Raw genomic sequence first — 21,864 nt, forward strand, 5'->3', positions numbered from 1 at the left:
TTAAATGAGATTAGTATCAGTAATCTTTTGTTTGATTTTCACCTTGAGTAATTTCAATCAATCTGCCAATAAACTCAACCAAATCAAAGCAAAAGTTGAGGCTATAGAAAATAATACTTCATTAACTGAGCACTACTTTGACTGGACTAAAATTAGTGGGATCACCTTAGATGGTGGTGGTATTTTAAGAGTCTGGAAAGATGATAATAGTGAGGTTCATAAAATTTATCGTGAATTAGGTTTGTCTTATGGAAGAACTAGACTAACCATCTATTTAGAAAAAGGAGTTCCCATTAAAATAGAAGAAATTGAGGAAAACTTCGGTCGTACGGAACAAGGAATGAATTATAAAGAATTGAACGAGGTGTTCAGAGTTGATATTTACGTTTACGACTGGGAAATGGATGAAAGTAAAATAGAACGTAAAGGAAAACGTGTTATGACAGAAACACCATGTTCAACTTTTGATTATGAACCTACTTTGAAAAGAGCCCTTAAAGCTGTTGACTGATAATTCAAACCTATAACTATTGGAAAATGAATAGTAAAATCAATTACACTACATTAAGAATAATGTGAGATACAGAGTACATTTTTATTGTAAACAACTCCGTTAATAATTACGTTTTCGCGTAAGCAAAATGCATCAATTTAAAACACTAAAAAAGTATCTTTGCAACAGCCCACAAAAGCGCTTACAATGATTCATTTTTACGGAAACCCTACCAAGTCTTTATACGCAGTTCAAACCCAAACAGCTATCTCTCCAGAAGATGATATGAAATTGCAATGGCTGTTTGCAAATGCTCCTAAATTAGAAGCCGATGCGGTATCAGGTTTCTATACTGGGCCGCGTGCCACTACCATTACTCCATGGTCCACGAATGCGGTCGAGATTACTCAGAACATGGAAATCAAAGGCATCTTGCGCATCGAAGAATTTCATGCCTGCACAGCAGATTCTGACTATGATAAAATGCTATTGCAAAAATTTGATGGACTCAATCAATCGCAATTTGACATTAATGTAGAAGCTGAAGGAGTACTAGAAATAGATGATATTCCTGCTTACAATATGCAAGAAGGATTGTCGCTAAGCGATGATGAAATTGATTACCTAATCCAGCTTTCTGAAAAATTAGACCGTAAGTTAACCGACAGTGAGGTTTTTGGATTCTCACAAGTGAATAGTGAGCACTGCCGCCACAAAATATTTAATGGAACTTTTATTATTGATAGAGAAGAGATGCCTACTTCTCTATTCAAGCTTATTAAAGAAACTTCTAAGCGCTGGCCTAATGGTATCGTAAGTGCTTATTCAGATAACGTAGCTTTTGTAGAAGGACCAAAAGCAGAACAGTTTGCTCCTAAAACAGCAAATAAACCAGACGTTTATCGAACCAGCTTATTTGATTCGGTTATTTCACTAAAGGCAGAAACACACAACTTCCCTACTACCGTAGAGCCATTTAACGGCGCTGCAACAGGATCTGGTGGAGAAATACGCGATAGACTTGCTGGTGGACAAGGATCTTTACCACTAGCAGGAACAGCCGTTTACATGACCAGCTACTCGAGATTAAATGAAGAACGACCATGGGAAAACGGTTTTGAAGCACGCAAGTGGTTGTATCAAACACCGATGGACATCTTAATAAAAGCATCAAATGGTGCGAGTGATTTTGGTAACAAATTTGGTCAACCGTTGATCACAGGTTCTGTTTTGACATTTGAACACAACGAACACTCAGACGTCATTGCGAGCGAAGCGAAGCAATCTGCTGATAACGAGCAGATAACCACGTCGCAAACTCCTCGTTATTTAGGTTTTGATAAGGTCATCATGCAAGCTGGCGGAATAGGTTATGGAAAGAAAGACCAAGCTTTAAAGAAAACTCCAGACGCTGGCGATGACATCATCGTTATGGGTGGAGATAATTATAGAATAGGAATGGGCGGCGCTGCAGTAAGTAGCGCAGACACTGGCGCACTAGATTCTGGTCTAGAATTGAATGCCGTACAACGTTCCAATCCAGAAATGCAAAAACGTGCTGCAAACGCGATACGTGGACTCGTAGAAAGTGATAACAATCCTATCAAATCTATTCATGATCACGGTGCTGGTGGACACTTGAATTGTCTATCAGAATTAGTAGAAGAAACTGGCGGAATTATAGACGTAGAGAAATTGCCAGTTGGTGATCCTACACTATCTCGTAAAGAATTAATCGGTAACGAGTCCCAAGAACGTATGGGATTAGTTATGGATGCAAAAGACTCACCTGTACTAGAAGAAATTGCTGCTCGCGAGCGTGCACCTTTTTATAAAGTAGGTAAAGTTACCGGAGATAATAAGTTCACGTTCAGTGAAAAAGACGGTCGCAGCCCTATGGATCTGGCGCTAGAAGATATGTTCGGTTCTAGTCCTAAAACCATAATGGATGACAAGACCATCGAGCGCATTTATGACGCTGTTCCTTATGATGGGAAAGATTTTAAACTTTATTTATACAACGTTTTACGCATGGAAGCTGTCGCTTGTAAAGACTGGCTGACTAATAAAGTAGACCGATGTGTAACAGGTCGCGTTGCCAAACAACAGACTTGTGGAGAATTGCAATTGCCATTAAATAACGTAGGTGTTATGGCGATGGATTATAACGGTAAAAATGGAGTGGCAACTACAATAGGTCATGCACCAGTTGCCGCATTAATCGATCCAGCTGCTGGTTCTCGCAATGCGATTGCTGAGTCGCTGACTAATCTAGTTTTTGCACCATTAGAAAAAGGCCTTAAAGGCGTGAGTCTAAGTGCTAACTGGATGTGGCCGTGTAACAATCCTGGAGAAGATGCTCGTTTGTACAGTGCGGTAGAAGCCGTGAGCGATTTTGCCATTGAGCTAGGAATCAACATTCCTACTGGTAAAGACAGTCTTTCTATGAAGCAAAAATATCCAGATATGGATGTATTGGCTCCAGGAACGGTTATCATCAGTACGGTAGGTTCTTGTGATGCTATTTCTAAAGTCGTGGAACCGGTATTGCAACGTTATTACAAGGCTCCTATTTATTACATCAACATGAGTGGCGATGACCATAAATTAGGTGGTTCTAGCTTTGCACAAACACAAAATAAAATAGGAAATGAATGTCCTACGATTGTGGATAGTTCCGCTTTCGCGAAAGCGTTTACAGCCATACAATCCTTGATAAAATTAGGCAAAGTGCTCGCAGGACACGATGTTGCTAGTGGTGGATTAATAACCACATTACTAGAAATGTGTTTCCCATCACAAAACGTGGGAATGGAACTGGATTTGGCACAAGTAGGTCACGATATGGTCAAAGTATTGTTCTCAGAAAATGCCGGAATCGTGCTTCAAGCAACCGATGATAGCATCGAGAAAGAATTGGCTAAAACAGGCGTTCCTTTCTTTAAAATAGGAAATGCCATAGACGAAGCCGTTTTAGACATCAATGAATTCATCATAGACGTAGATGACATGCGCGATGTTTGGTATGAAACTTCGCATTTATTAGATAGAAAACAATCCTTCAACGACAAAGCAGATGAGCGCGCACTGAATTACGTGAATCAGCCGTTAGAATTTAAATTTCCTGAGCATTTTACAGGAAAACTGCCTGAATTGCCTCAAAAACGCGTTAAAGCGGCCGTAATACGTGAAAAAGGAAGTAATTCTGAAAGAGAAATGGCACGCGCAATGTACCTCGCAGGTTTTGAAGTAATCGATGTTCACATGACCGACTTAATTGCTGGACGTGAGACACTTGAAGATGTACAATTCATAGCCGCAGTAGGCGGATTCTCTAACAGTGATGTTTTAGGAAGTGCCAAAGGTTGGGCTGGTGCCTTCTTGTATAATGAGAAAGCTAACACGGCATTAAAGAACTTCTTTGCCAGACCAGACACCATGAGTATAGGAGTTTGTAACGGTTGCCAGCTCTTTGTAGAATTAGGATTGATCCATCCAGATCATGACGAGAAACCTAAAATGCTTCATAACGATTCAGGGAAGTTTGAATGTAATTTCACCAGTGTAGCAATTGCCAAAAACAATTCGATAATGCTACAATCTCTAGAAGGTAGCAAACTAGGAATCTGGGCCGCACACGGAGAAGGAAAATTTCATTTACCAAAAGATCGCAGCGCTTATCAAATCCCAGCAACTTATGGTTATGACGGCTATCCAGCAAACCCTAATGGATCTCACTATAACGCTGCGATGTTAAACAGTGAAGATGGACGTCACCTAGTAATGATGCCACACTTAGAACGATCTACGTTTTCTTGGAACTGGGCACATTACCCTACTGATCGTAAAAATGATGAAGTGACTCCTTGGCTAGAAGCATTTGTGAATGCTAGGGTTTGGTTGGAGAATAAATAATTTGTAAGCCAACATGCCAAGTATTTTTCTTAGCATGTTTGGTTGATGAAAATAAAGCTAAATACTTTTCTTAAAACCTTTATCTCGATAAGATTTAGACTATGCCAACAGCATAGTCCAGCTCATTTAAATTTGTTCCTGCCCTAAAAAATTAAAAGAGCTTGTCCTTTTCTATTGTTAATACGGTTAACGATTTTGAATTTCTTCTTGACTAAATTACTTTTACCCATACTAATTGACATACTTCCTCTCTTAATCTTGGGTTAATATTCTGAATCTATATAAAGCCTAATAAATCTCATTGCACTTAGGTTTTCCAATTGATTGTAAACAATTTTCTATAAATCAAATTTGATATATCTTCTATGACTATATATTGTAAAACAATACAAATATATATTGTTATTACATAATTTTTAATAAATTTTTATATTGTAATTTCGTAATGTTATACAACGCACTAAAATGCAGTATTAAAATATAAACCAATACTGTATAAAATGCTTCGCAATGACTGATAAATAGTCAAAATGAACAGAATTAAAGAAGTACTCAAAGAACAGGGAAGAACGCAAACGTGGTTATCAGAACAGATTGAAAAAAGTTATGTAATAGTAACTAACTATTGCAATAATAATGCACAACCACGTATCGAAGTACTCCGAAAAATTGCAAACATTTTGGATGTTGATGTGAGAATATTATTAGTGCCAACAAAAAATAATAATCTTGAAAATGAGTGAAAAGAAAACATATATTGACCTTTTCGCAGGTTGTGGCGGACTTTCTCTTGGACTATATAACTCTGGCTTATGGAAAGGATTGTTCGCAATTGAAAAAAGCCCTGACGCGTTTGAAACTTTCAACTATAATTTAATTGAAAAAAATAATCATTTTGATTGGCCAAATTGGTTACCAAAATCCAACCACGATATTAATGCAATAATTAAGAATTACCCTAATGAGCTCAAATCATTAAGAGGTAAAATTGATATGGTCGCTGGCGGACCACCTTGTCAAGGTTTTTCAACAGCTGGAAAAAGAAATGAAAATGATTTAAGAAATAAATTAATTAAATCATATATAAGATTTATTCGTAAAGTACAACCAAAAGTTATCTTTTTTGAAAATGTAAAAGGTTTTACTCAAAAGTTTGATAAGAATAAAATTCAAGGAAAAGTGTACTCTGAATACGTAAAAAGTGCATTAGGTTATACTCCAAAAGATAAAAAATATTTAGGCTACAAAGTAGAAGGTCGTCTAGTTGATTTTTCCGAATATGGTGTTCCACAAAAAAGAACACGTTTCATTTTGGTAGGAATTAGAAAAGATATAGTAAAGAATACGAAACCTACAGATTTTTTTGACTCAATAAGAAGCGAAAGAAAAAAATTCCTAATAAACAAAGGTATTGGTTTAACAAATAGTTTGGAAGATGCAATATCAGATTTATTAAGAATTAATGAGACTATGTCACCTGATACAGCCTCTTTTAAAGCTGGTTTATACAATAGACCTAAGTCAGAATATCAAAAATTATTAAAAGGAAACTATTCAGAAAAAATTCCTGATAGTCACAGATTTGCAAAACACAATCCTTCTACAATAGAAAAGTTTGAGTACATACTTGAAAATGCAGATAAAAATAAAACACTATCAGATGAAATAAAAGAAAAATTTAATCTTAAAAAAAGAACAATAATTCCATTATCTGGAACTACTCCTACTCCAACCATAACGACTTTACCAGATGATTATGTGCATTATTGTGAACCTAGAATTTTTACCGTTCGTGAGTATGCAAGGATACAATCATTTGACGATTGGTATGAGTTTAAAGGAAAATACACAACTGGTGGAAAAAGAAGAACACAAGAGGTTCCGCGTTATTCACAAATTGGTAATGCAATCCCTCCTTTATTCGGTGAACAAGCTGGTATAACAATTAATAATCTTATCTAGCATGCAGAAACCTCTTCAATTTAAAGTTAGTTCTGCGTTAAAAAATATAATTGGTAGAGACTTAATCACTGATGACTTTATAGCTGTTTTTGAATTAGTAAAAAATTCTTATGATGCTCACGCTACAAGAGTTGATGTGATTTTTCAAGATATCTATACTGAAAAAGGAAAGATCATAATTAAAGACAATGGCAAAGGAATGGGTTATCAAGACTTACTTGATAAATGGCTATTCGTTGCTCGTTCCTCTAAAAAAGAAGGAGACGAAGAAGATAGTTACAAAAATTTTAGAGATAAGATAAAAGTAAAAAGAGCTTATGCTGGTGCGAAAGGAATTGGTAGGTTCTCTTGTGATAGACTCGGGAGTGAACTATACCTTGAAACAATTAAAGATGAGGAAAATGCTAAAACTGAAGCTTTAATAACTGATTGGAATAAATTTGAAGAAGACAGCAATAATGAATTTGTAAATGTGAGTGTTTTGCACGAAACATTAAAGGTTAGTTCCTACGGAATTAATAAGGGAACTGTACTAGAGATTTCAAATCTTCATAGTGTATGGGATAGGTATAAATTTGAAAGATTAAAAGATTCACTTGCAAGACTAATCAACCCTTCAACTATTCAAGATGATGATTCCTTTAAAATTTTTCTATCTGTTGAAGATGAAAAGGAAGGAGATTTAAAGCAAAAAAAGAAAAATAGCAAACTGTTTGAAAAAGGTAAATTAGACGAATCAGAAATTGACTATTTCCATATCATTAATGGTGAAATTAAAAACCCAATTTTTGAGACTTTACAATTAAAAACTAGTTATATAGAATCAGATATTCAAAAAGACAATATTATAACTACTTTATTTGAAGGAGGACAATTGGTTTATAAAGTAGTTGAAAAAAATCCATTCATGGATTTAACTAATATTCATTATTCAATTTATTTTTTAAATCATTCTGCTAAGCTAACATTTGCAAGAAGAATGGGTGTAGACTCAGTAGAATATGGTCATATTTTCGTTTATAAGAATGGGCTAAGGGTTTATCCCTATGGCGAAAGAGGAGAAGACCCTTTTAAAATGGATAATAGGAAGGCTCAAGGATACAGCAGGTACCTAGGCACTAGAGAAGTTCTAGGTTATATTTCTATCAATGGAGAAAATAATAACCTTAGAGAAACTTCAAGTCGTGGAGATGGTTTTATAAGAACCAAATCTTACGAAAATTTGGAAACTCAGTTCTATGAAACACTTAAAAAACTAGAAAAGTATACTATTGAAATTACAGATTGGGGGAATTTTTTATCTGAGAGTGATTATATTAATATTAACGAATCTTTTATCAAAAACGAGGGAAAAGACAATGAAAGAGATTTTAATGTAAATGATAATTTAAGCAAACTAATTTTAAGCTTAACAAATTCTAAATCTGTTGTTAGTTTTGAAATTGCTCCAAATATTTTAAGCCTTTTAGATTCAAAAAGTAAGGATTCAGCAGAAGGAGTATTAAAAAGTATCTCAGATTCTTTAGATGAAAATGATTTTGATAAAAACGAAGTCAAAAAAACCATTAAAAGTGTAGAGAAAAAACTTTCTGATTTAAAGAAAAGCAAAGAAGAAGCAGAGGAAGAAGCTCTTGAAAAGCATATTGAAAATGAAGGTCTTAAAGCTGAATTAAATACAGAAATTGCGAATCGTTTGTTTAGCGATTCTGTTATAGGAAGAGAGAAAAAAGACCTATTAAGCCTTCAACATCAAATAACACATACAGCGAATAATATTTCTTGGTCACTAGACAAACTAACCGAACTAATTGAAAATGAAGAGTCAAAAGATAAACTTTTGAATCGTGTTCAGAATATTAGTTTAGAGGTACAAAAGATTGTTAGTTCTTCGAGATTTGTCACAAAAGCTAATTTTAGTACTGAAGCTAGTCGGATTACTGAAGACATAGTTAGTTTCATAAATCATTATATTGAAAAAATATATGTCCCTAATGATTCTTACATACATTCTAGAAATCAAATAGAAATAAATATTAAAACTCCTAAAAGTATTAAAAAAGTAATGAGTTTTAGACCACTTGAAATCACAGTATTACTTGATAATTTATTTGTAAATTCAAGAAAGGCAGATGCTACTAGAATTGATTTAACTTGGAGTAAAACTAAAGATAATCTATTATTAAATTTTAAAGATTATGGTAATGGAATACCTGATGAAATTTTGAATAAAATTTTCAATTTTAAATTCAGTACAACTGATGGTTCTGGTATCGGCTTATATCACACTAGAAAAATTCTAAAAAAATATAACGGAACCATTATTGCCTTAGAAAATATCTCAGATGGTGCTGAATTTCAAATAAAATTACCAATATGAAAATAGATTACAAAGTTATATGGATTGACGATAAATTTGAAGAAGAAGAAAGTCCGTTCACAGACATTAAAGATTATTTGGTTGATTATTTAAAAACAGAACACTATTTCCAAGTAGATATTAAAACATTTGAAAATGTCGAAAATTTCAAGAAAGCCGTATTAAAAGATAATTTTGATTTAATAATCACCGATTATCATTTGAATGATGGTAAATTGGGGAGTGAAGTGATTGATTTCATTAGAAGAGAAAACAATATTGCTACTGAAATATTCTTCTATTCTGCGAAACAAGATTTAGGGGTTGACACCAAGTTAATTAACAATAATAGAGTCACATTCTATACTTTAACTGGCAATAGTTATAGGGATTTGCGTAGTGAAATTAAAAACTTAATTGATTTAACATTGAGAAAATTCAACCATATTGTAGCTATGAGAGGGATGATAATGCACGAAACCAGTAATCTAGATGAAAAAACTCTTGATATTGTTGGTAAATATTTTGAAAGAAAAACAGATCAAGATATTATTGATGCTTTATTTGGAGAAATAATTTCTTTTCACAAAAGAAAGTTAGGTGAAGCAGAAAACTTTAAAAAGAATTCAAGATTAGATAAGATTATTGGAGACCCAGTCTCATTTTCTGCTTTCCAAAGAGCAAATACTTTATCTAATATTATCGATAAGGAAGGTCTCGTGAATTTTATTGCTGACTATAAAAAGGAAATTCTATTAGTTAGGAATCAATTTGCACACGCAATATTAGATGAAGAAAAACAAGTATTTAGAACCAAAAAAGGTGAAGAGTTTAATGAAGACCTTTGTAAAAAAATTAGAAAAGACATTAACATACATATTGATAACATAAATGATTTAAGTTCACAATTAAAAGCCAACGCGTAAAGCCATACACATTTGCAATTCACTACAGCCAACTCTACGCCAAAAATTGCAAAAGAGTATGTCTTGCCGACGCTAACATTTGAACTAAAAAAAATACATCGGATAACCGAGTTTGACTGACAATCTGAACGTGGAAAGCACTATGCACAACAAAGTACTATGGTAAAAAATAAGTAAATCCTACTTTAAAATATCAGTAAAGAACTTCTGTTTAAATCTAGATAAATAATTAGGATTTCACTTTCGCGAAAGCGAAATTATAGGAATACAAAAAACCACTGCGCAAACAGTGGTTTTTAAATTTTATAAATGCTGGCAAGGACTAATCCAAAATATTAATAGCCTTAACATTTACAAATTCCTTTATACCAAAACCACCATGTTCTCTACCAAAACCTGAATCTTTCACTCCACCGAATGGCATATCTACTTGAGCAAGTCCAAACGAATTGATAAACACCATTCCTGTATCAAAATGATCTTGTGCTAATTGTATGGCTTTATCCTCATTTTTAGAGAAGATTCCGCCACCTAAACCGAAACGGCTATCGTTTGCAATGCGCATGGCATCTTCTTGATCTTTAGCTTTAATTAAGGAAGCTACTGGCCCAAAAAGCTCGTCGTCATAAGCTGGTTGTCCCGGTTTTACATTGCCCAAAACCGTAGATGGATAATAGTAACCATCACCATCTGGTAGCTGCCCACCACATAATATTTCGGCTCCTTTTTCTACACTTTCCTCCACTTGATTGTGTAATTTCTCTCTTAAATCTTTGCGAGCCATAGGACCTAACTGTGAAGTCTCATCCATTGGATCTCCATGTTTAATATTGCTCATGCGTTCTACAAATCCTTTCTTGAATTCTTCGTAAACTGCATCTACTACGATAAAACGTTTTGCTGCAACACAGGTCTCTCCGTTATTATAGATACGACCTCTTGTGCAAGTTTTTACAGCGTGATCAATATCGGCATCTTCTAATACTATGTAAGCATCATTACTACCTAGTTCTAAAACCGTTTTCTTAATGTTTTTACCAGCTTGCTCACCTATTTTTCTTCCTGCTCCAGCACTACCAGTAAATGTAACTCCACGAACTAAATCATGTTCGATAACTTTTTCACTCGTATCATGATCTATAATTAATACATTAAATAGATCTTTAGGTAGACCAGCTTCTTCATAAATCTCTTTGAGCTTAAGAGCAGATCCCGTAACATTCTCAGCATGTTTTAATAGGATTCCGTTACCTGCCATAAGATTTACGATAGAATAACGCACCACTTGATATGCAGGGAAGTTCCATGGTTGGATTCCATAAATGACTCCTAGCGGTGAATAAGTTACTATTCCTTTACCTCCATCTTGAAGGTCTACATTTTCGTTAGCCAATTCTTTAGGACCGGTTGCTGCTGTATACTCACAAATACCAGCGCAAAGATCCAATTCTTGTTTACCATGTTTAAATAATTTACCCATTTCTTGGGTCATTAACTCGGCAAACTCATCTTTATGCTCTTTAAATTTCTCTCCTATCTTTTTAATAATGTCACCTCTTTTCTCAATAGGTAAAGCTTTCCATTCTTTAAATGCCTTATGACAGTTTTCTATTTCGGTCATGGTTTGCTCCTGAGACATTAAATCATAAGATTTAATTTCTTGCTCGGTTGCTGGATTGATAGTTGTTATCTGGTTGCTCATAATATTTTTTATTTGAATATAGGCACATCATCGACGCCTTACCGTTAATTATATAAGAAGAGTTGAGTATCTATAAATTATTTAACTTGCTCTTATACAACTATTAACAATTAAGCAATACAATCGTTAAATAATTAGATCGCAATTTAATTCCATCAATAGGAATGTGGATAAAAGTCCATCCTAATTTCAAGAATTTTAGATAATACGATTGTTGAAATAATCTAATAGGTATTTTTTGTTACCTTTAATTACTTGATTTACAGCTTTTATTATTTTAAAAACACTTGACATGTTTAAAAACACCTTAACCTTCATCTTATTACTTTTTACTTTTTCAACTATTTCTGGTCAGAATTTAGAAGAGCTGAAAAAAACCGCGTTACGGGATTGTAAAATAACGGTACAATCTACCTTAAATGAAGATTTTAAAACACTTTTAAAATATACTCATCCAGCAATACTAGAAGCTGCTGGTGGAGCTTCTGTTATGGAAGAGTACTTAAAAACTACATTTGCTCAAATGAAAGAAGGAGGCTTTAAATATGTAAAATGTGAAACTCAATTTGTATCAGATGTTGTTCAAGAACAAGGAGAGTACCGTTGTTATCTTAGAGTGTACAATGAAATGATAATGAATAATAAAAGAATAAAATCAAATTCTCACATGTTAGGGTTCTATCTGGAAGATGCAAAAAAGTGGGTTTTTGTAGAAGCAAAAGAAATGAAAGAGAATGGCTCTATCATCAATTATTTTCCTGATTTTAAAACCAACTTAAAGATTCCTGAAAACACAATGGAAATTGTCGATGAATAAAAATACTTGACCTTTTTTTACTATTAGTTATAGATAGGATTGGAATTGATCTCGCTTTCGCGAAAGCGGGACCAAAATTATCTACACGATCCTTTTTTACTTAGAAGCCAACAAAATTTATAGTGTCTTAAAATTCAAATACCTTTCCATCCATAGCAAGCTCTGTTTTTTCAAAAACTTCCTGAGCCTCTTTCCTAAACAATTCATAATCACCATAACGAGAGGAATAGTGACCTAATATAAGAGTTCCTACAGTTGCTTTTTTAGCAATTTTTGCAGCCTGCTCTGCTGTGCTGTGTTTTGTTTTCTCGCATAAATGCTCGTGCGATTTAAGAAAAGTACTCTCATGGTATAACGCTGTAACATCAGTAATTTGTGGTACAATATCTTCTTTATAAACCGTATCGCTACAAAATGCATAACTTTTAGGTTGATCGCCATCCGTCGTGAGTTCGGTATTTGGAATTACTTCACCGTTCTCCTTTACATAATCGTGACCTTGCTTGATTTTGCGATAATAAGCTTTCTCGATTTCATATTCTTGACAGGCTACAATATCTAAATGCCTATCGCCAGGTTTTTCCTGAAAAAGAAATCCATGAGTAAATATGCGGTGTTCTAGCGGTATAGTCGTTACTTGTAATGAATCATCCTCTAAAAGTATTTGTGGAGTGTTGATCTCGCTTTCGCGAAAGCGTAAACTAAAAGATGTGTAAACACCAGCCAATTTTAACTGAATTAGTATAAGTTCTTTGATGCCTTTGGGACCGTAGATCGTTAAATCAGCATCACGACTCAATAGACAGAATGTTGAAATTAACCCAATCAGGCCGTAAACGTGATCGCCATGTAAATGCGAGATAAAAATGTGCTTGATGCGAGCAAACTTCACTCTATTTTTACGTAAAGCCATTTGCGTGCCTTCACCACAATCTATCAGAAATAAATGTCCTTTCATTTCTAAAATTTGAGCGGTAGGTCTCGCATTATCTCGAGGCGTTGCACTATGACAACCAAGTATAGTTAGTTTCAAAGAATGTAGGTTTGGATTATAAAGTACGGTTAGAATAGGTGTTTAAAATTTGACTTTAAAAGCCTAATTCTCGTTCCATATCTTCCATAGAAATAACATCTGTTGCCTCATGCACCGTAGGCACAACAAGTAATTCATCAGGGATTTCATCTCTTGATAACGCCGTGTTTACTAATACAAAAGACTGTTTTGTAGCTCGATGTTTATTGCTCAACTCAAGAAATGAAATAAGATCCATCAAGGAAGCTTCTTCATACTTTAGTAAGTCCACGATCAAATTCTTACCTTTAAATTGATCATAAATACGAGATAAAAAAGATGCGAAATCTTGAATATCGTCTTTTTCGTCTTTTAACAGCGTATAGTTATCGTGTTGTTCACTAATCATTTCTTCTAATTTTTGCGGCTATTAAATATAAAACTGCCATTCTTATAGCAACACCGTTTTCTACCTGATTAAGAATAATTGCTTGATCAGAATCGGCTACATCGCTTGTAATTTCTACACCTCTGTTAATAGGTCCTGGATGCATGATTACGATATCTTTGTTGAGACTATTCAACAATTCCATATTTACTCCATATTGCTGCACATACTCTCGTACGCTAGGAAAATAGGAAATATCCATACGCTCATTTTGCACACGTAACATATTTGCTACGTCACACCATTCCAAAGCTTTTTTAAGATTGAGTTCCACCTTGACACCCAAAGATTCTATATGTTTAGGTAATAGCGTTGCTGGTCCACAAACCATGACTTCTGCCCCTAATTTTTTGAGGCAGTAAATATTTGATAAGGCTACGCGGCTGTGTAAAATATCACCAACGATCACTACTTTCTTACCTTTTAAGTCACCCAGCTTTTCTCTAATGGAATAACTATCTAGTAAAGCTTGAGTAGGATGTTCATGAGCTCCATCTCCTGCGTTTACTATTCTTGCATCCACGTGTTTAGAAAGAAACACTCCAGCTCCAGGATGTGGATGACGCATTACTACTAGATCTACCTTCATGGCTAAAATATTATTGACCGTGTCGACTAATGTTTCTCCTTTTTTGACAGAGCTTTGAGCAGCGCTAAAATTGATAACATCTGCACTGAGACGCTTTTCTGCAAGTTCAAAGGATAATTTAGTTCTAGTAGAATTCTCAAAAAAGAGGTTTGCTATGGTGATGTCTCTAAGTGAAGGTACTTTTTTTATGGGTCTATTAATAACCTCCTTAAACTGATCGGCAGTTTTGTGAATTAAATGAATATCATCTACGGTGAGGTATTTAATTCCTAAAAGATTATCAACGCTCAATTCACTCATGAGTCTGTATTTTTTAAAAGATAAACTGCGTCTTCACCTCCATTTTCTTTCCACAACACCTTTACTTTTTGATTATTGATAGCATCTACTTGTCTACCATTATAATCTGGCTGAATAGGTAAATGCCTGGAGAACCTTCTATCTATAAGGGTTAACAACTCTATTGTGTCTGGCCTACCGAAGGATTGTAAAGCAGTTAAAGCTGCACGAATACTTCTTCCTGTATATAAAACATCATCTACAATAACGACGCGCTTATTCTCAACGAGGAAATTAATTTCGGTAGAGTTTGCTTTAAGCGGTTCTTCATTCCTTCTAAAATCATCTCTGTAAAAAGTGATATCCAACAAACCTGTTTCTAAGTTCTTGATCTTATAAGAGTTTTGTAGAATAACAGTTAATCGTTGTAATAAAAAACTACCTCTAGGTTGCAGTCCTATTAATGCTGTATTTTCAAAAGAATCGTGATTTTCAATTAATTGACAAGCTAGTCTATGAAGTATAATTTCTAGAGCTGCGGCATCGAGAAGTAATTTTTGACTCATTAATCCTATTTATGTTTTTAAAAAAGGTATTAACTTTAATTGTGCTTTCAGAGCAAAGATAAGTATTTTGCTTTGCGATAATCATGAATCATCTATTTAATGAAATTAAAAAGACTTTGTAGAATATTTCTTATCCTATTGCCCATAATTATGATTTCCTGGCAAGTTTATGCAAGTAACTTTCAGAATCTTACAAGATGGAAAGGCTGTGGTTATGGCATGTACACGGACAGTCATGGAGAATACCGCGCTATTGTTTACCGATTAAAAGGCACAGATTCTCTACTTCAGGTCTTCCCTTTAAAAAAAGAAGCTTACCATAAACTTAGTGAAGATGATCAATCTCTTTATTTTAATTCTGGAAAAACTCTAAGAGTGGCAAGTTTCTATCCAGAGTGGTATGAGGAAGATTTGAAAGAAAATCCTTGGGTTTCTATATTTTTAGAACAAGAAGGAAATTTAGAGATTCATAGAACCGACCTAGATATTGATGAAAAAGAAGCTCGATCTGTAAAAGTGTATAGTTATGAATAGAATACTATCCTACTTGAATAGAATGGACATAATGAAGATGTATCACTTCTTTATATTTTTATTTTTCTTGAGCACTTCTTTAAAAGCACCATTAATTAAAGGTCCTATAGTTGCTCTTGCATTTGTTAATTTAATCTTTGAAAATAAAAAGTTAGAAAAATATAGCATTTTATTTTATGCTTTAAATTTTCTAGGAAGCTGGTACATGAGTTACTATCAAATGGCTAATCACAGGAGTTTACTGGGCATATTCACCTTATATATGGTTTATCGATTATGGTTTAAGGACAAAGAATGGAATTTCCCTTTTTACATCTTATCCTTAATCATCATTGTAGCTACGATTCAAAAAGGTTTGAGCGCCTATTTCATGAATGGTAACCTGATTGGAGAGTTATTCTTGAGCGGTACTAGTTTTCCACAAATAGGTATTCTCATTGATCCTAATTTTAGTGAAAATGCTCAATATTTTAATGATCATTTTCATGAGGTAAAATATTCTCATCAAACTGTACCATTGCTCATCAGTGATAACACGGTTCAGTTTTCTAAAATATTCACCTGGTTCGTCTTAATTAGCGAGATAGCCTTATCTGTTGCTATGGTGGTACTTTCACAAACTAAAAAATACTATGCTATTTTTTTCTTTGTCATAGGAACGGCTCTATTTAGAAGTGAATTCGGTTTCTTTTCTATCCTAATTCTCATCTCATGTTCTGATACAAAAATCCAAAACACTAGAATTCAACAATTGCTAAAAATACTCTTTCTCCTATTAGTAAGTATATTTTGCTATATTGATTATACTAGGTTTTAAACCCTTTAAAAAACATTGTAAATAACGTGAGTCCGACGTTATAAAGGTTTATATTCAATAAGTTAGTTTGATTTTTATTTTTATAATAAATAGAATTGAATTCTTTCAACGGTTTGGGACGTTCAACCACTCCTGATTGCATCGTCGCAGGTGCGACGAGGTCAATCTGTCCTCGCCTTTTCCAAAGCGAGGAGTTAAATATCAATATTTTAAACTTTAAATGTCAAGTATTCTTATATCGAACTCACGATAAATACTTAATTAGTTATCTACAGTTGTAAGATTAGAACTGGTATTATATATCAACTAAAATTCTACAAAATAAAAAATCCCTTATCAAATAAATGATAAGGGATTCTTTCTATATTAAAATGAGTTGGGCTTACTTCCCTTCCATTCTATCTTTAAGAGCTTGTAACTTAGAGTTAGCATCACCTATTGTAGGCTTCGTGTCCTCTTGAGCTTTAGCAGCTGCTTGTTTCACGTTCTTAGCTTCTTCTTCTTTGTGAAGAACCATGTGAGAACCTACTACACGCTTAAATTCTTTGTTGAATTCAATGATCTGGATTTGAGCCTTCTCACCTTTCTTCAATTTAGAACCATCTTCTTTTTCTAAGTGACGTGTTGGAATAAATACAGAGATATCTTCATTAAAGTTAACTACGGCACCTTTGTCCACAGTTTCAGTAATTTCAATATCGTGAGTTGTTCCTACACCAAATTCACCTTCGTACTTATCCCATGGGTTAGGCATAGTTTGCTTATGTCCTAGAGATAATTTACGTCCTTCTACATCTAGTTCAAGAACCACTACTTCTAGTGTGTCTCCTACTGCACAGAATTCAGATGGGTGTTTCACTTTCTTAGTCCAAGATAAGTCAGAGATGTAAATTAATCCATCTACTCCTTCTTCAAGTTCTACAAATACACCAAAATTAGTAAAGTTTCTTACCGTTCCTTTATGACGAGAACCTACAGGATACTTAGTAGTAATGTCAGTCCATGGATCTGGGTGAAGTTGCTTCATACCTAGAGACATCTTGCGATCTTCTCTATCAATAGTAAGAACCTCAGCATCGATCATGTCTCCTACTTTTACAAAGTCACCAGCACTTCTTAAGTGCGTAGACCATGACATTTCAGATACGTGAACAAGTCCTTCAACTCCTTCTTCTACTTCTACAAATGCACCATAATCAGCGATTACAACTACTTTACCTTTCACCTTATCTCCTGGCTTGATCTTATCAGAAAGAGCTTCCCATGGGTGCGCTTCTAATTGCTTAAGACCTAACTGGATACGAGACTTATCTTCATCAAAGTCAAGGATTACTACGTTAAGTGTTTGATCAAGTTCTACAATCTCATTAGGGTGATTGATACGTGACCAAGAAAGGTCTGTAATGTGAACTAATCCATCTACACCACCTAGATCAACAAATACACCGTAAGAAGTGATGTTTTTCACAACACCTTCTAGTACTTGTCCTTTCTCTAGACGAGAGATAATTTCTTTTTTCTGCTCTTCGATATCTGCTTCGATAAGCGCTTTGTGAGATACTACAACGTTTTTAAACTCGTGGTTGATTTTCACCACCTTGAATTCCATTGTTTTATCTACATACTGATCATAATCACGTATAGGCTTCACATCAATTTGTGAACCTGGTAAGAATGCCTCGATACCGAAAACATCTACGATCATACCACCTTTAGTACGACATTTAACGTAACCGTTAACGATCTCGCCAGTGTCGTGAGCATTGTTAACGCGCTCCCAAGCCTTGATAAGACGTGCTTTACGGTGAGAAAGAACTAATTGTCCTGTCGCATCCTCACGTACATCTACAAGTACCTCAACTTTATCACCTTCTTTAAGATTTTGGTTGTAACGGAACTCGTTAAGAGAGATAACACCTTCAGATTTTGCATTAATGTCGATAATAGCGTCACGATCAGTGATCTTGATAACTACACCTTCGATAACATCGCTATCGATAGTATCTACAAAATTGTCAGATACTAACTTTTCAAATGCTTTTAATTGCTCTTCATCAACTTTTTCAATTCCTTCACTATAACGTTCCCAGTCAAATGAGTCTAGAAAAGCAGTAGGATCTTCTTGTTGTGGAGATGTAGTTGCAGCGGTTGCTTTCTCTACTTGTTCTTGAACTTGAGTTTCAGTTGCACCATCTTGTGCAGCTTCAAGTTCTTGTTTGTTTGTTTCTTCAGCCATGATTTGTTGCTGATTAAAATTTGTATTCTAAAGAGGCGTGGAAACTTACAGAACTCCTTTAGAAGAGTTATAGATAAATATTTGATTCCCAATTGGTTTCCTTATTCTCAATTTGGGTTTGCAAAAATACATTCTTTTTCCCTCTTTTCCTAGTGCTATTTCTCTTAAAATTATGGGTGTTGGTCTCGCTTTCGCGAAAGCGCAATTTACAACCTCATCGCAGCAATACTTCTCACTTCACTCAATGAGATATAGCATTCACTCATTTATGCTTTTCAAGAGAAGAAAATATCTCCAAATTGAAACAATTAAGATAAAGGTTGACCTCGCAAATCAGAGAAAATGATCAACTTAAAAGCCAGAAGTATGATTGTGATTTGCGAGGTTTTTTATGATAACCATGGGCGTATTTCTTTAGGTATGATGATATTCAAAACCTTTTTTTATTCCACAAAAGTCTCCACATACAAATCCTCTACTTTTTTTCTAGCCCAATCTGTTTTGCGTAAAAACTTTAAGCTTGATTTAAATCCTGGGTTTGAATTGAAGGAATTGATCCTGATGCGATCGCCCAGTTCATTCCAGCCGTAATGATCTACTAGTTTTTCTAGCATATAAGCAAGTTTCACACCGTGTAACGGATTATTAACTTGCTTTTTGATTTCCTTTTTTTTGATCTCTACGACTATGATTTCTTTATTAGAAATGTGAGATGGTACTTCAAAAAGATCAAGCTTTGTGGTGTTTCCTTTTAGGAACGATTTGCTAATCGTTACATGGCTCATGAGATTTTCAAAGTCGGCAGTGAGGATGGCCATTTTTTGAGAATCTGCAAAGGCTTGCATGTCCTTTACTTTCTCTTCATTTGGTAAAAAAGGTTTAACAAAGCTCATTTGATAATCACCTACGTAACAAATAGCGCCTTCTATTCGTTCTAGATCGTCTTTTTGCTCTAATAGATCTGACTCAAAAAGCTCAATATTTGCACCTATTACAGTTCCATAGATATTCAGGTTGCCTAAGGGCGTATCTAGCATTTGACAGATACTATTATGGTCATCATAAGTTTTGACCTTATTCTTTAAGGGGTATTTGGTATAAATACTAACTCTGTTTTCACCTTCTTTATAAACAATGCCGTCATGACGCAATGGCATTTCTTGAGTAGAAATTCTTTTATAGATCCCGCCTAACTGAAAGTTCAAATTAGTATGTGTTAGAATAACTACATCAGCATCGTGCTCTAGGATAAGATCTTTGCACGCACTATTAGACGAGTTTTCTTGATCACCATCATGGCGATTCATATTCCAGCTTAGTATTTTCATTAATTGCTATATGTTACTTTATTCCTGAAAGCCCATTACCTCCTTAACTGCACTAGAATTACCATCTTTATCTATACGTACAACAAAGAAATGATCGTAATCAGAATCTTCTAAGTCGTTATAGATGCTATCCTTTTGCAATGCGTTTGCATATTTATTAATTGTATTACTGTGCCCAAATAAAGCAACAGTTTTACCTCTATACTTTTCTAACAATGATTTACCAGTAGCTTTTCTCACATCGTAAAGTTCTATATCTAACTTCTTAGATTTTGCAAGTGGTGCAGCAGTAGCTTTAGTTCTTTTGAAATCAGAAGAAATTACGTGATCTACATCCTTGATAAAAAAATAATTCACCCAGTCATTTGCTCTTGCAGTACCTTGATCTGTTAACTCTGGATCGCTACCTTGATCTGTCATTTTCTCTGCATGACGTATAAAATAAAAAGTAGTGAGTTGTTCCTTTTGTAATTCTTCTGGTGACTTATTATCGTTAGAGCTAAAACAAGAAACCAGACTAAAAGCGAGTAAAAAAAGTATTTTATTCATGGGAAAGATTTATTACGGTAAAAATATAGAATCTATAATGAATTTAATGAGAAACCTGAATTATTAGTCATATTGATACTACTGTGATAAAAACATTTTACTTTTAAAGAAAATAAGTGTTTATGAATTTTGAAAAAGTAAGCTTTAAAAACGCAAATGGATATGACTTAAGTGGTAGAATGGAATTACCTGCCGATAGACAACCTCATAACTATGCGATTTTTGCGCATTGTTTTACCTGCAGTAAGAACTTTAGCGCTACAAAAAATATAACTAGAGCTTTAACCACTTCTGGTTACAGTGTTTTAAGATTTGACTTTACAGGTTTAGGCGATTCTGATGGTGATTTTGCTGATACTAACTTTTCAGGAAACGTGGAAGATTTATTAGCTGCGATAGATTACTTAAAAGATAATTATAAAGCTCCTTCTCTACTCATAGGTCATAGTCTAGGCGGTGCTGCTGTTATATTCGCTTCCGCGAAAGCGAGTTCCATAAAAGCTGTAGCAACCATTGGCGCTCCTAGCGATACAAAGCATGTGCGTCATTTATTTGGTGATCAACTAGAAGCCATTATAGAAAATGGTGAAGCAACGGTTCAATTAAGCGGACGACCGTTTAAAATAAAAGAACAATTTCTTAGAAATATTAATGAGCAAGAAGTAACTAAAAAACTTCAGGAATTAAGAAAACCTATTTTGATCGCACATTCTCCACAAGATACAACAGTAGGAATCCAGCACGCTGAGAAACTGTATCATGCCGCTATACATCCTAAAAGTTTTGTAAGTCTCGATGGAGCTGATCATTTACTCCTAGATAAAGTAGATTCTAAATATATAGGTGAGGTAATAGCTAGCTGGGCAAAGCGCTATGTCTCTCAAGAAACAGAAAATGATTTAAAAACAAGAGATCAAGTTGCGGCGAGTTTAGGAAATGAAGAAGCATTTACTACTCAAATTGTTGCTGGTAAACATTACTTAACCGCCGATGAACCAGAAAGCGTAGGCGGTAATGATTTTGGACCAACTCCTTATGATTTACTTTCTAGCGGTCTTGCAGCTTGTACTGTTATGACCATACAGATGTACGCCAAAAGAAAAAAATGGATCATTGAAAATGTGGAATGCCATATAACTTACGATAAACAACATGCCCTAGACTGTCAAAACTGTGAAGAGGACACGGCTAAAATAGACACCTTTACCAGAAGTATAAAAATTACTAGTACTCTAGATGATAAGCAGTTGCAACGTATCTTACAAATCGCAGATAAATGTCCTGTTCATAAAACGCTGCATTCTGAAACACAAATAATTACAAAATTAATCTAAT

At 34.5% G+C, this 21,864-nt stretch carries 18 protein-coding genes; 10 read left to right on the forward strand and 8 right to left on the reverse strand.

Annotated features, from left to right (window positions below):
• Positions 1–4 precede the first annotated feature (4 nt).
• The 6 genes from DDD_RS15620 to DDD_RS15645 all read left to right on the forward strand — a co-directional run bounded on the left by DDD_RS15620 (position 5) and on the right by DDD_RS15645 (position 9,652).
• Entirely contained in the window at positions 5–511 is a 507-nt protein-coding gene (locus tag DDD_RS15620; RefSeq protein ID WP_015363921.1) for a hypothetical protein, read from the forward strand.
• A 189-nt stretch (positions 512–700) separates the two neighbouring features.
• Positions 701–4,408 (forward strand): phosphoribosylformylglycinamidine synthase, encoded by a 3,708-nt coding sequence (gene purL / locus DDD_RS15625; RefSeq protein WP_015363922.1) that lies wholly within the window; start codon positions 701–703, stop codon positions 4,406–4,408.
• A 530-nt stretch (positions 4,409–4,938) separates the two neighbouring features.
• Positions 4,939–5,151 carry a helix-turn-helix domain-containing protein gene (locus tag DDD_RS15630; RefSeq protein ID WP_041567214.1) on the forward strand — a complete coding sequence of 71 codons (213 nt, stop codon included), beginning with the start codon at positions 4,939–4,941 and terminating at the stop codon, positions 5,149–5,151.
• The gene (locus DDD_RS15635; RefSeq protein ID WP_041567215.1) at positions 5,144–6,370 is read left to right on the forward strand and encodes a DNA cytosine methyltransferase; all 1,227 of its coding nucleotides are present in this window, start codon (positions 5,144–5,146) and stop codon (positions 6,368–6,370) included. Before DDD_RS15630 ends, DDD_RS15635 begins: the two co-directional genes overlap by 8 nt.
• 1 nt (position 6,371) lies before the next feature.
• Positions 6,372–8,747, forward strand: coding sequence for an ATP-binding protein (locus tag DDD_RS15640; protein ID WP_015363924.1), 2,376 nt, complete (start codon positions 6,372–6,374; stop codon positions 8,745–8,747).
• Positions 8,744–9,652, forward strand: coding sequence for a response regulator (locus tag DDD_RS15645; protein WP_015363925.1), 909 nt, complete (start codon positions 8,744–8,746; stop codon positions 9,650–9,652). Before DDD_RS15640 ends, DDD_RS15645 begins: the two co-directional genes overlap by 4 nt.
• Before the next feature lie 322 nt (positions 9,653–9,974).
• On the opposite strand, the gene DDD_RS15650 is transcribed toward DDD_RS15645, so the two are convergent.
• A complete protein-coding gene (locus tag DDD_RS15650; protein WP_015363926.1) occupies positions 9,975–11,354 on the reverse strand; it encodes an NAD-dependent succinate-semialdehyde dehydrogenase in 1,380 nt (459 codons plus the stop codon).
• A gap of 292 nt (positions 11,355–11,646) precedes the next feature.
• Between DDD_RS15650 and DDD_RS15655 the strand changes: the two genes are divergently transcribed.
• Positions 11,647–12,171, forward strand: a complete 525-nt coding sequence (locus DDD_RS15655) for a hypothetical protein (protein ID WP_015363927.1) — start codon at positions 11,647–11,649, stop codon at positions 12,169–12,171.
• Between the two features lie 127 nt (positions 12,172–12,298).
• Here the strand turns inward: DDD_RS15655 and DDD_RS15660 are convergent, their stop codons facing one another.
• Genes DDD_RS15660 through pyrR form a run of 4 tightly spaced genes read right to left on the reverse strand, consistent with a single transcriptional unit; the run spans position 12,299 to position 15,065 of the window.
• A complete protein-coding gene (locus DDD_RS15660) occupies positions 12,299–13,204 on the reverse strand; it encodes a ribonuclease Z (RefSeq protein ID WP_015363929.1) in 906 nt (301 codons plus the stop codon).
• A 55-nt stretch (positions 13,205–13,259) separates the two neighbouring features.
• Positions 13,260–13,592: a hypothetical protein gene (locus tag DDD_RS15665; RefSeq protein ID WP_015363930.1), complete on the reverse strand. Its 333-nt coding sequence runs from the start codon at positions 13,590–13,592 to the stop codon at positions 13,260–13,262.
• On the reverse strand, positions 13,585–14,520 hold the full coding sequence (locus DDD_RS15670) for an aspartate carbamoyltransferase catalytic subunit (RefSeq protein WP_015363931.1): 936 nt from the start codon (positions 14,518–14,520) through the stop codon (positions 13,585–13,587). Before DDD_RS15670 ends, DDD_RS15665 begins: the two co-directional genes overlap by 8 nt.
• Positions 14,517–15,065: a bifunctional pyr operon transcriptional regulator/uracil phosphoribosyltransferase PyrR gene (pyrR, locus tag DDD_RS15675; RefSeq protein ID WP_015363932.1), complete on the reverse strand. Its 549-nt coding sequence runs from the start codon at positions 15,063–15,065 to the stop codon at positions 14,517–14,519. The genes DDD_RS15670 and pyrR overlap by 4 nt, the downstream gene beginning before the upstream one ends.
• Positions 15,066–15,215: 150 nt before the next feature.
• Here pyrR and DDD_RS15680 point away from each other — a divergent pair, with 150 nt between their 5' ends.
• Both DDD_RS15680 and DDD_RS15685 read left to right on the forward strand, forming a co-directional pair.
• Positions 15,216–15,599 (forward strand): hypothetical protein, encoded by a 384-nt coding sequence (locus DDD_RS15680; RefSeq protein ID WP_015363933.1) that lies wholly within the window; start codon positions 15,216–15,218, stop codon positions 15,597–15,599.
• Complete coding sequence (locus DDD_RS15685; protein WP_015363934.1) at positions 15,592–16,416, forward strand: hypothetical protein; 825 nt, start codon at positions 15,592–15,594, stop codon at positions 16,414–16,416. The genes DDD_RS15680 and DDD_RS15685 overlap by 8 nt, the downstream gene beginning before the upstream one ends.
• 382 nt (positions 16,417–16,798) lie before the next feature.
• Here the strand turns inward: DDD_RS15685 and rpsA are convergent, their stop codons facing one another.
• The 3 genes from rpsA to DDD_RS15700 form a co-directional block, all read right to left on the reverse strand.
• Entirely contained in the window at positions 16,799–18,652 is a 1,854-nt protein-coding gene (gene rpsA, locus DDD_RS15690) for a 30S ribosomal protein S1 (RefSeq protein WP_015363935.1), read from the reverse strand.
• A gap of 443 nt (positions 18,653–19,095) precedes the next feature.
• A complete protein-coding gene (locus DDD_RS18375) occupies positions 19,096–19,980 on the reverse strand; it encodes a VF530 family protein (RefSeq protein WP_015363937.1) in 885 nt (294 codons plus the stop codon).
• Positions 19,981–19,998: 18 nt separating this feature from the next.
• On the reverse strand, positions 19,999–20,529 hold the full coding sequence (locus DDD_RS15700) for a SixA phosphatase family protein (RefSeq protein ID WP_015363938.1): 531 nt from the start codon (positions 20,527–20,529) through the stop codon (positions 19,999–20,001).
• 122 nt (positions 20,530–20,651) lie between these two features.
• Here DDD_RS15700 and DDD_RS15705 point away from each other — a divergent pair, with 122 nt between their 5' ends.
• Positions 20,652–21,863, forward strand: a complete 1,212-nt coding sequence (locus DDD_RS15705; protein ID WP_015363939.1) for a bifunctional alpha/beta hydrolase/OsmC family protein — start codon at positions 20,652–20,654, stop codon at positions 21,861–21,863.
• Position 21,864: the final 1 nt, after the last annotated feature.

Origin of the sequence: Nonlabens dokdonensis DSW-6, assembly GCF_000332115.1 — a bacterium.
GTDB lineage: Bacteria > Bacteroidota > Bacteroidia > Flavobacteriales > Flavobacteriaceae > Nonlabens > Nonlabens dokdonensis.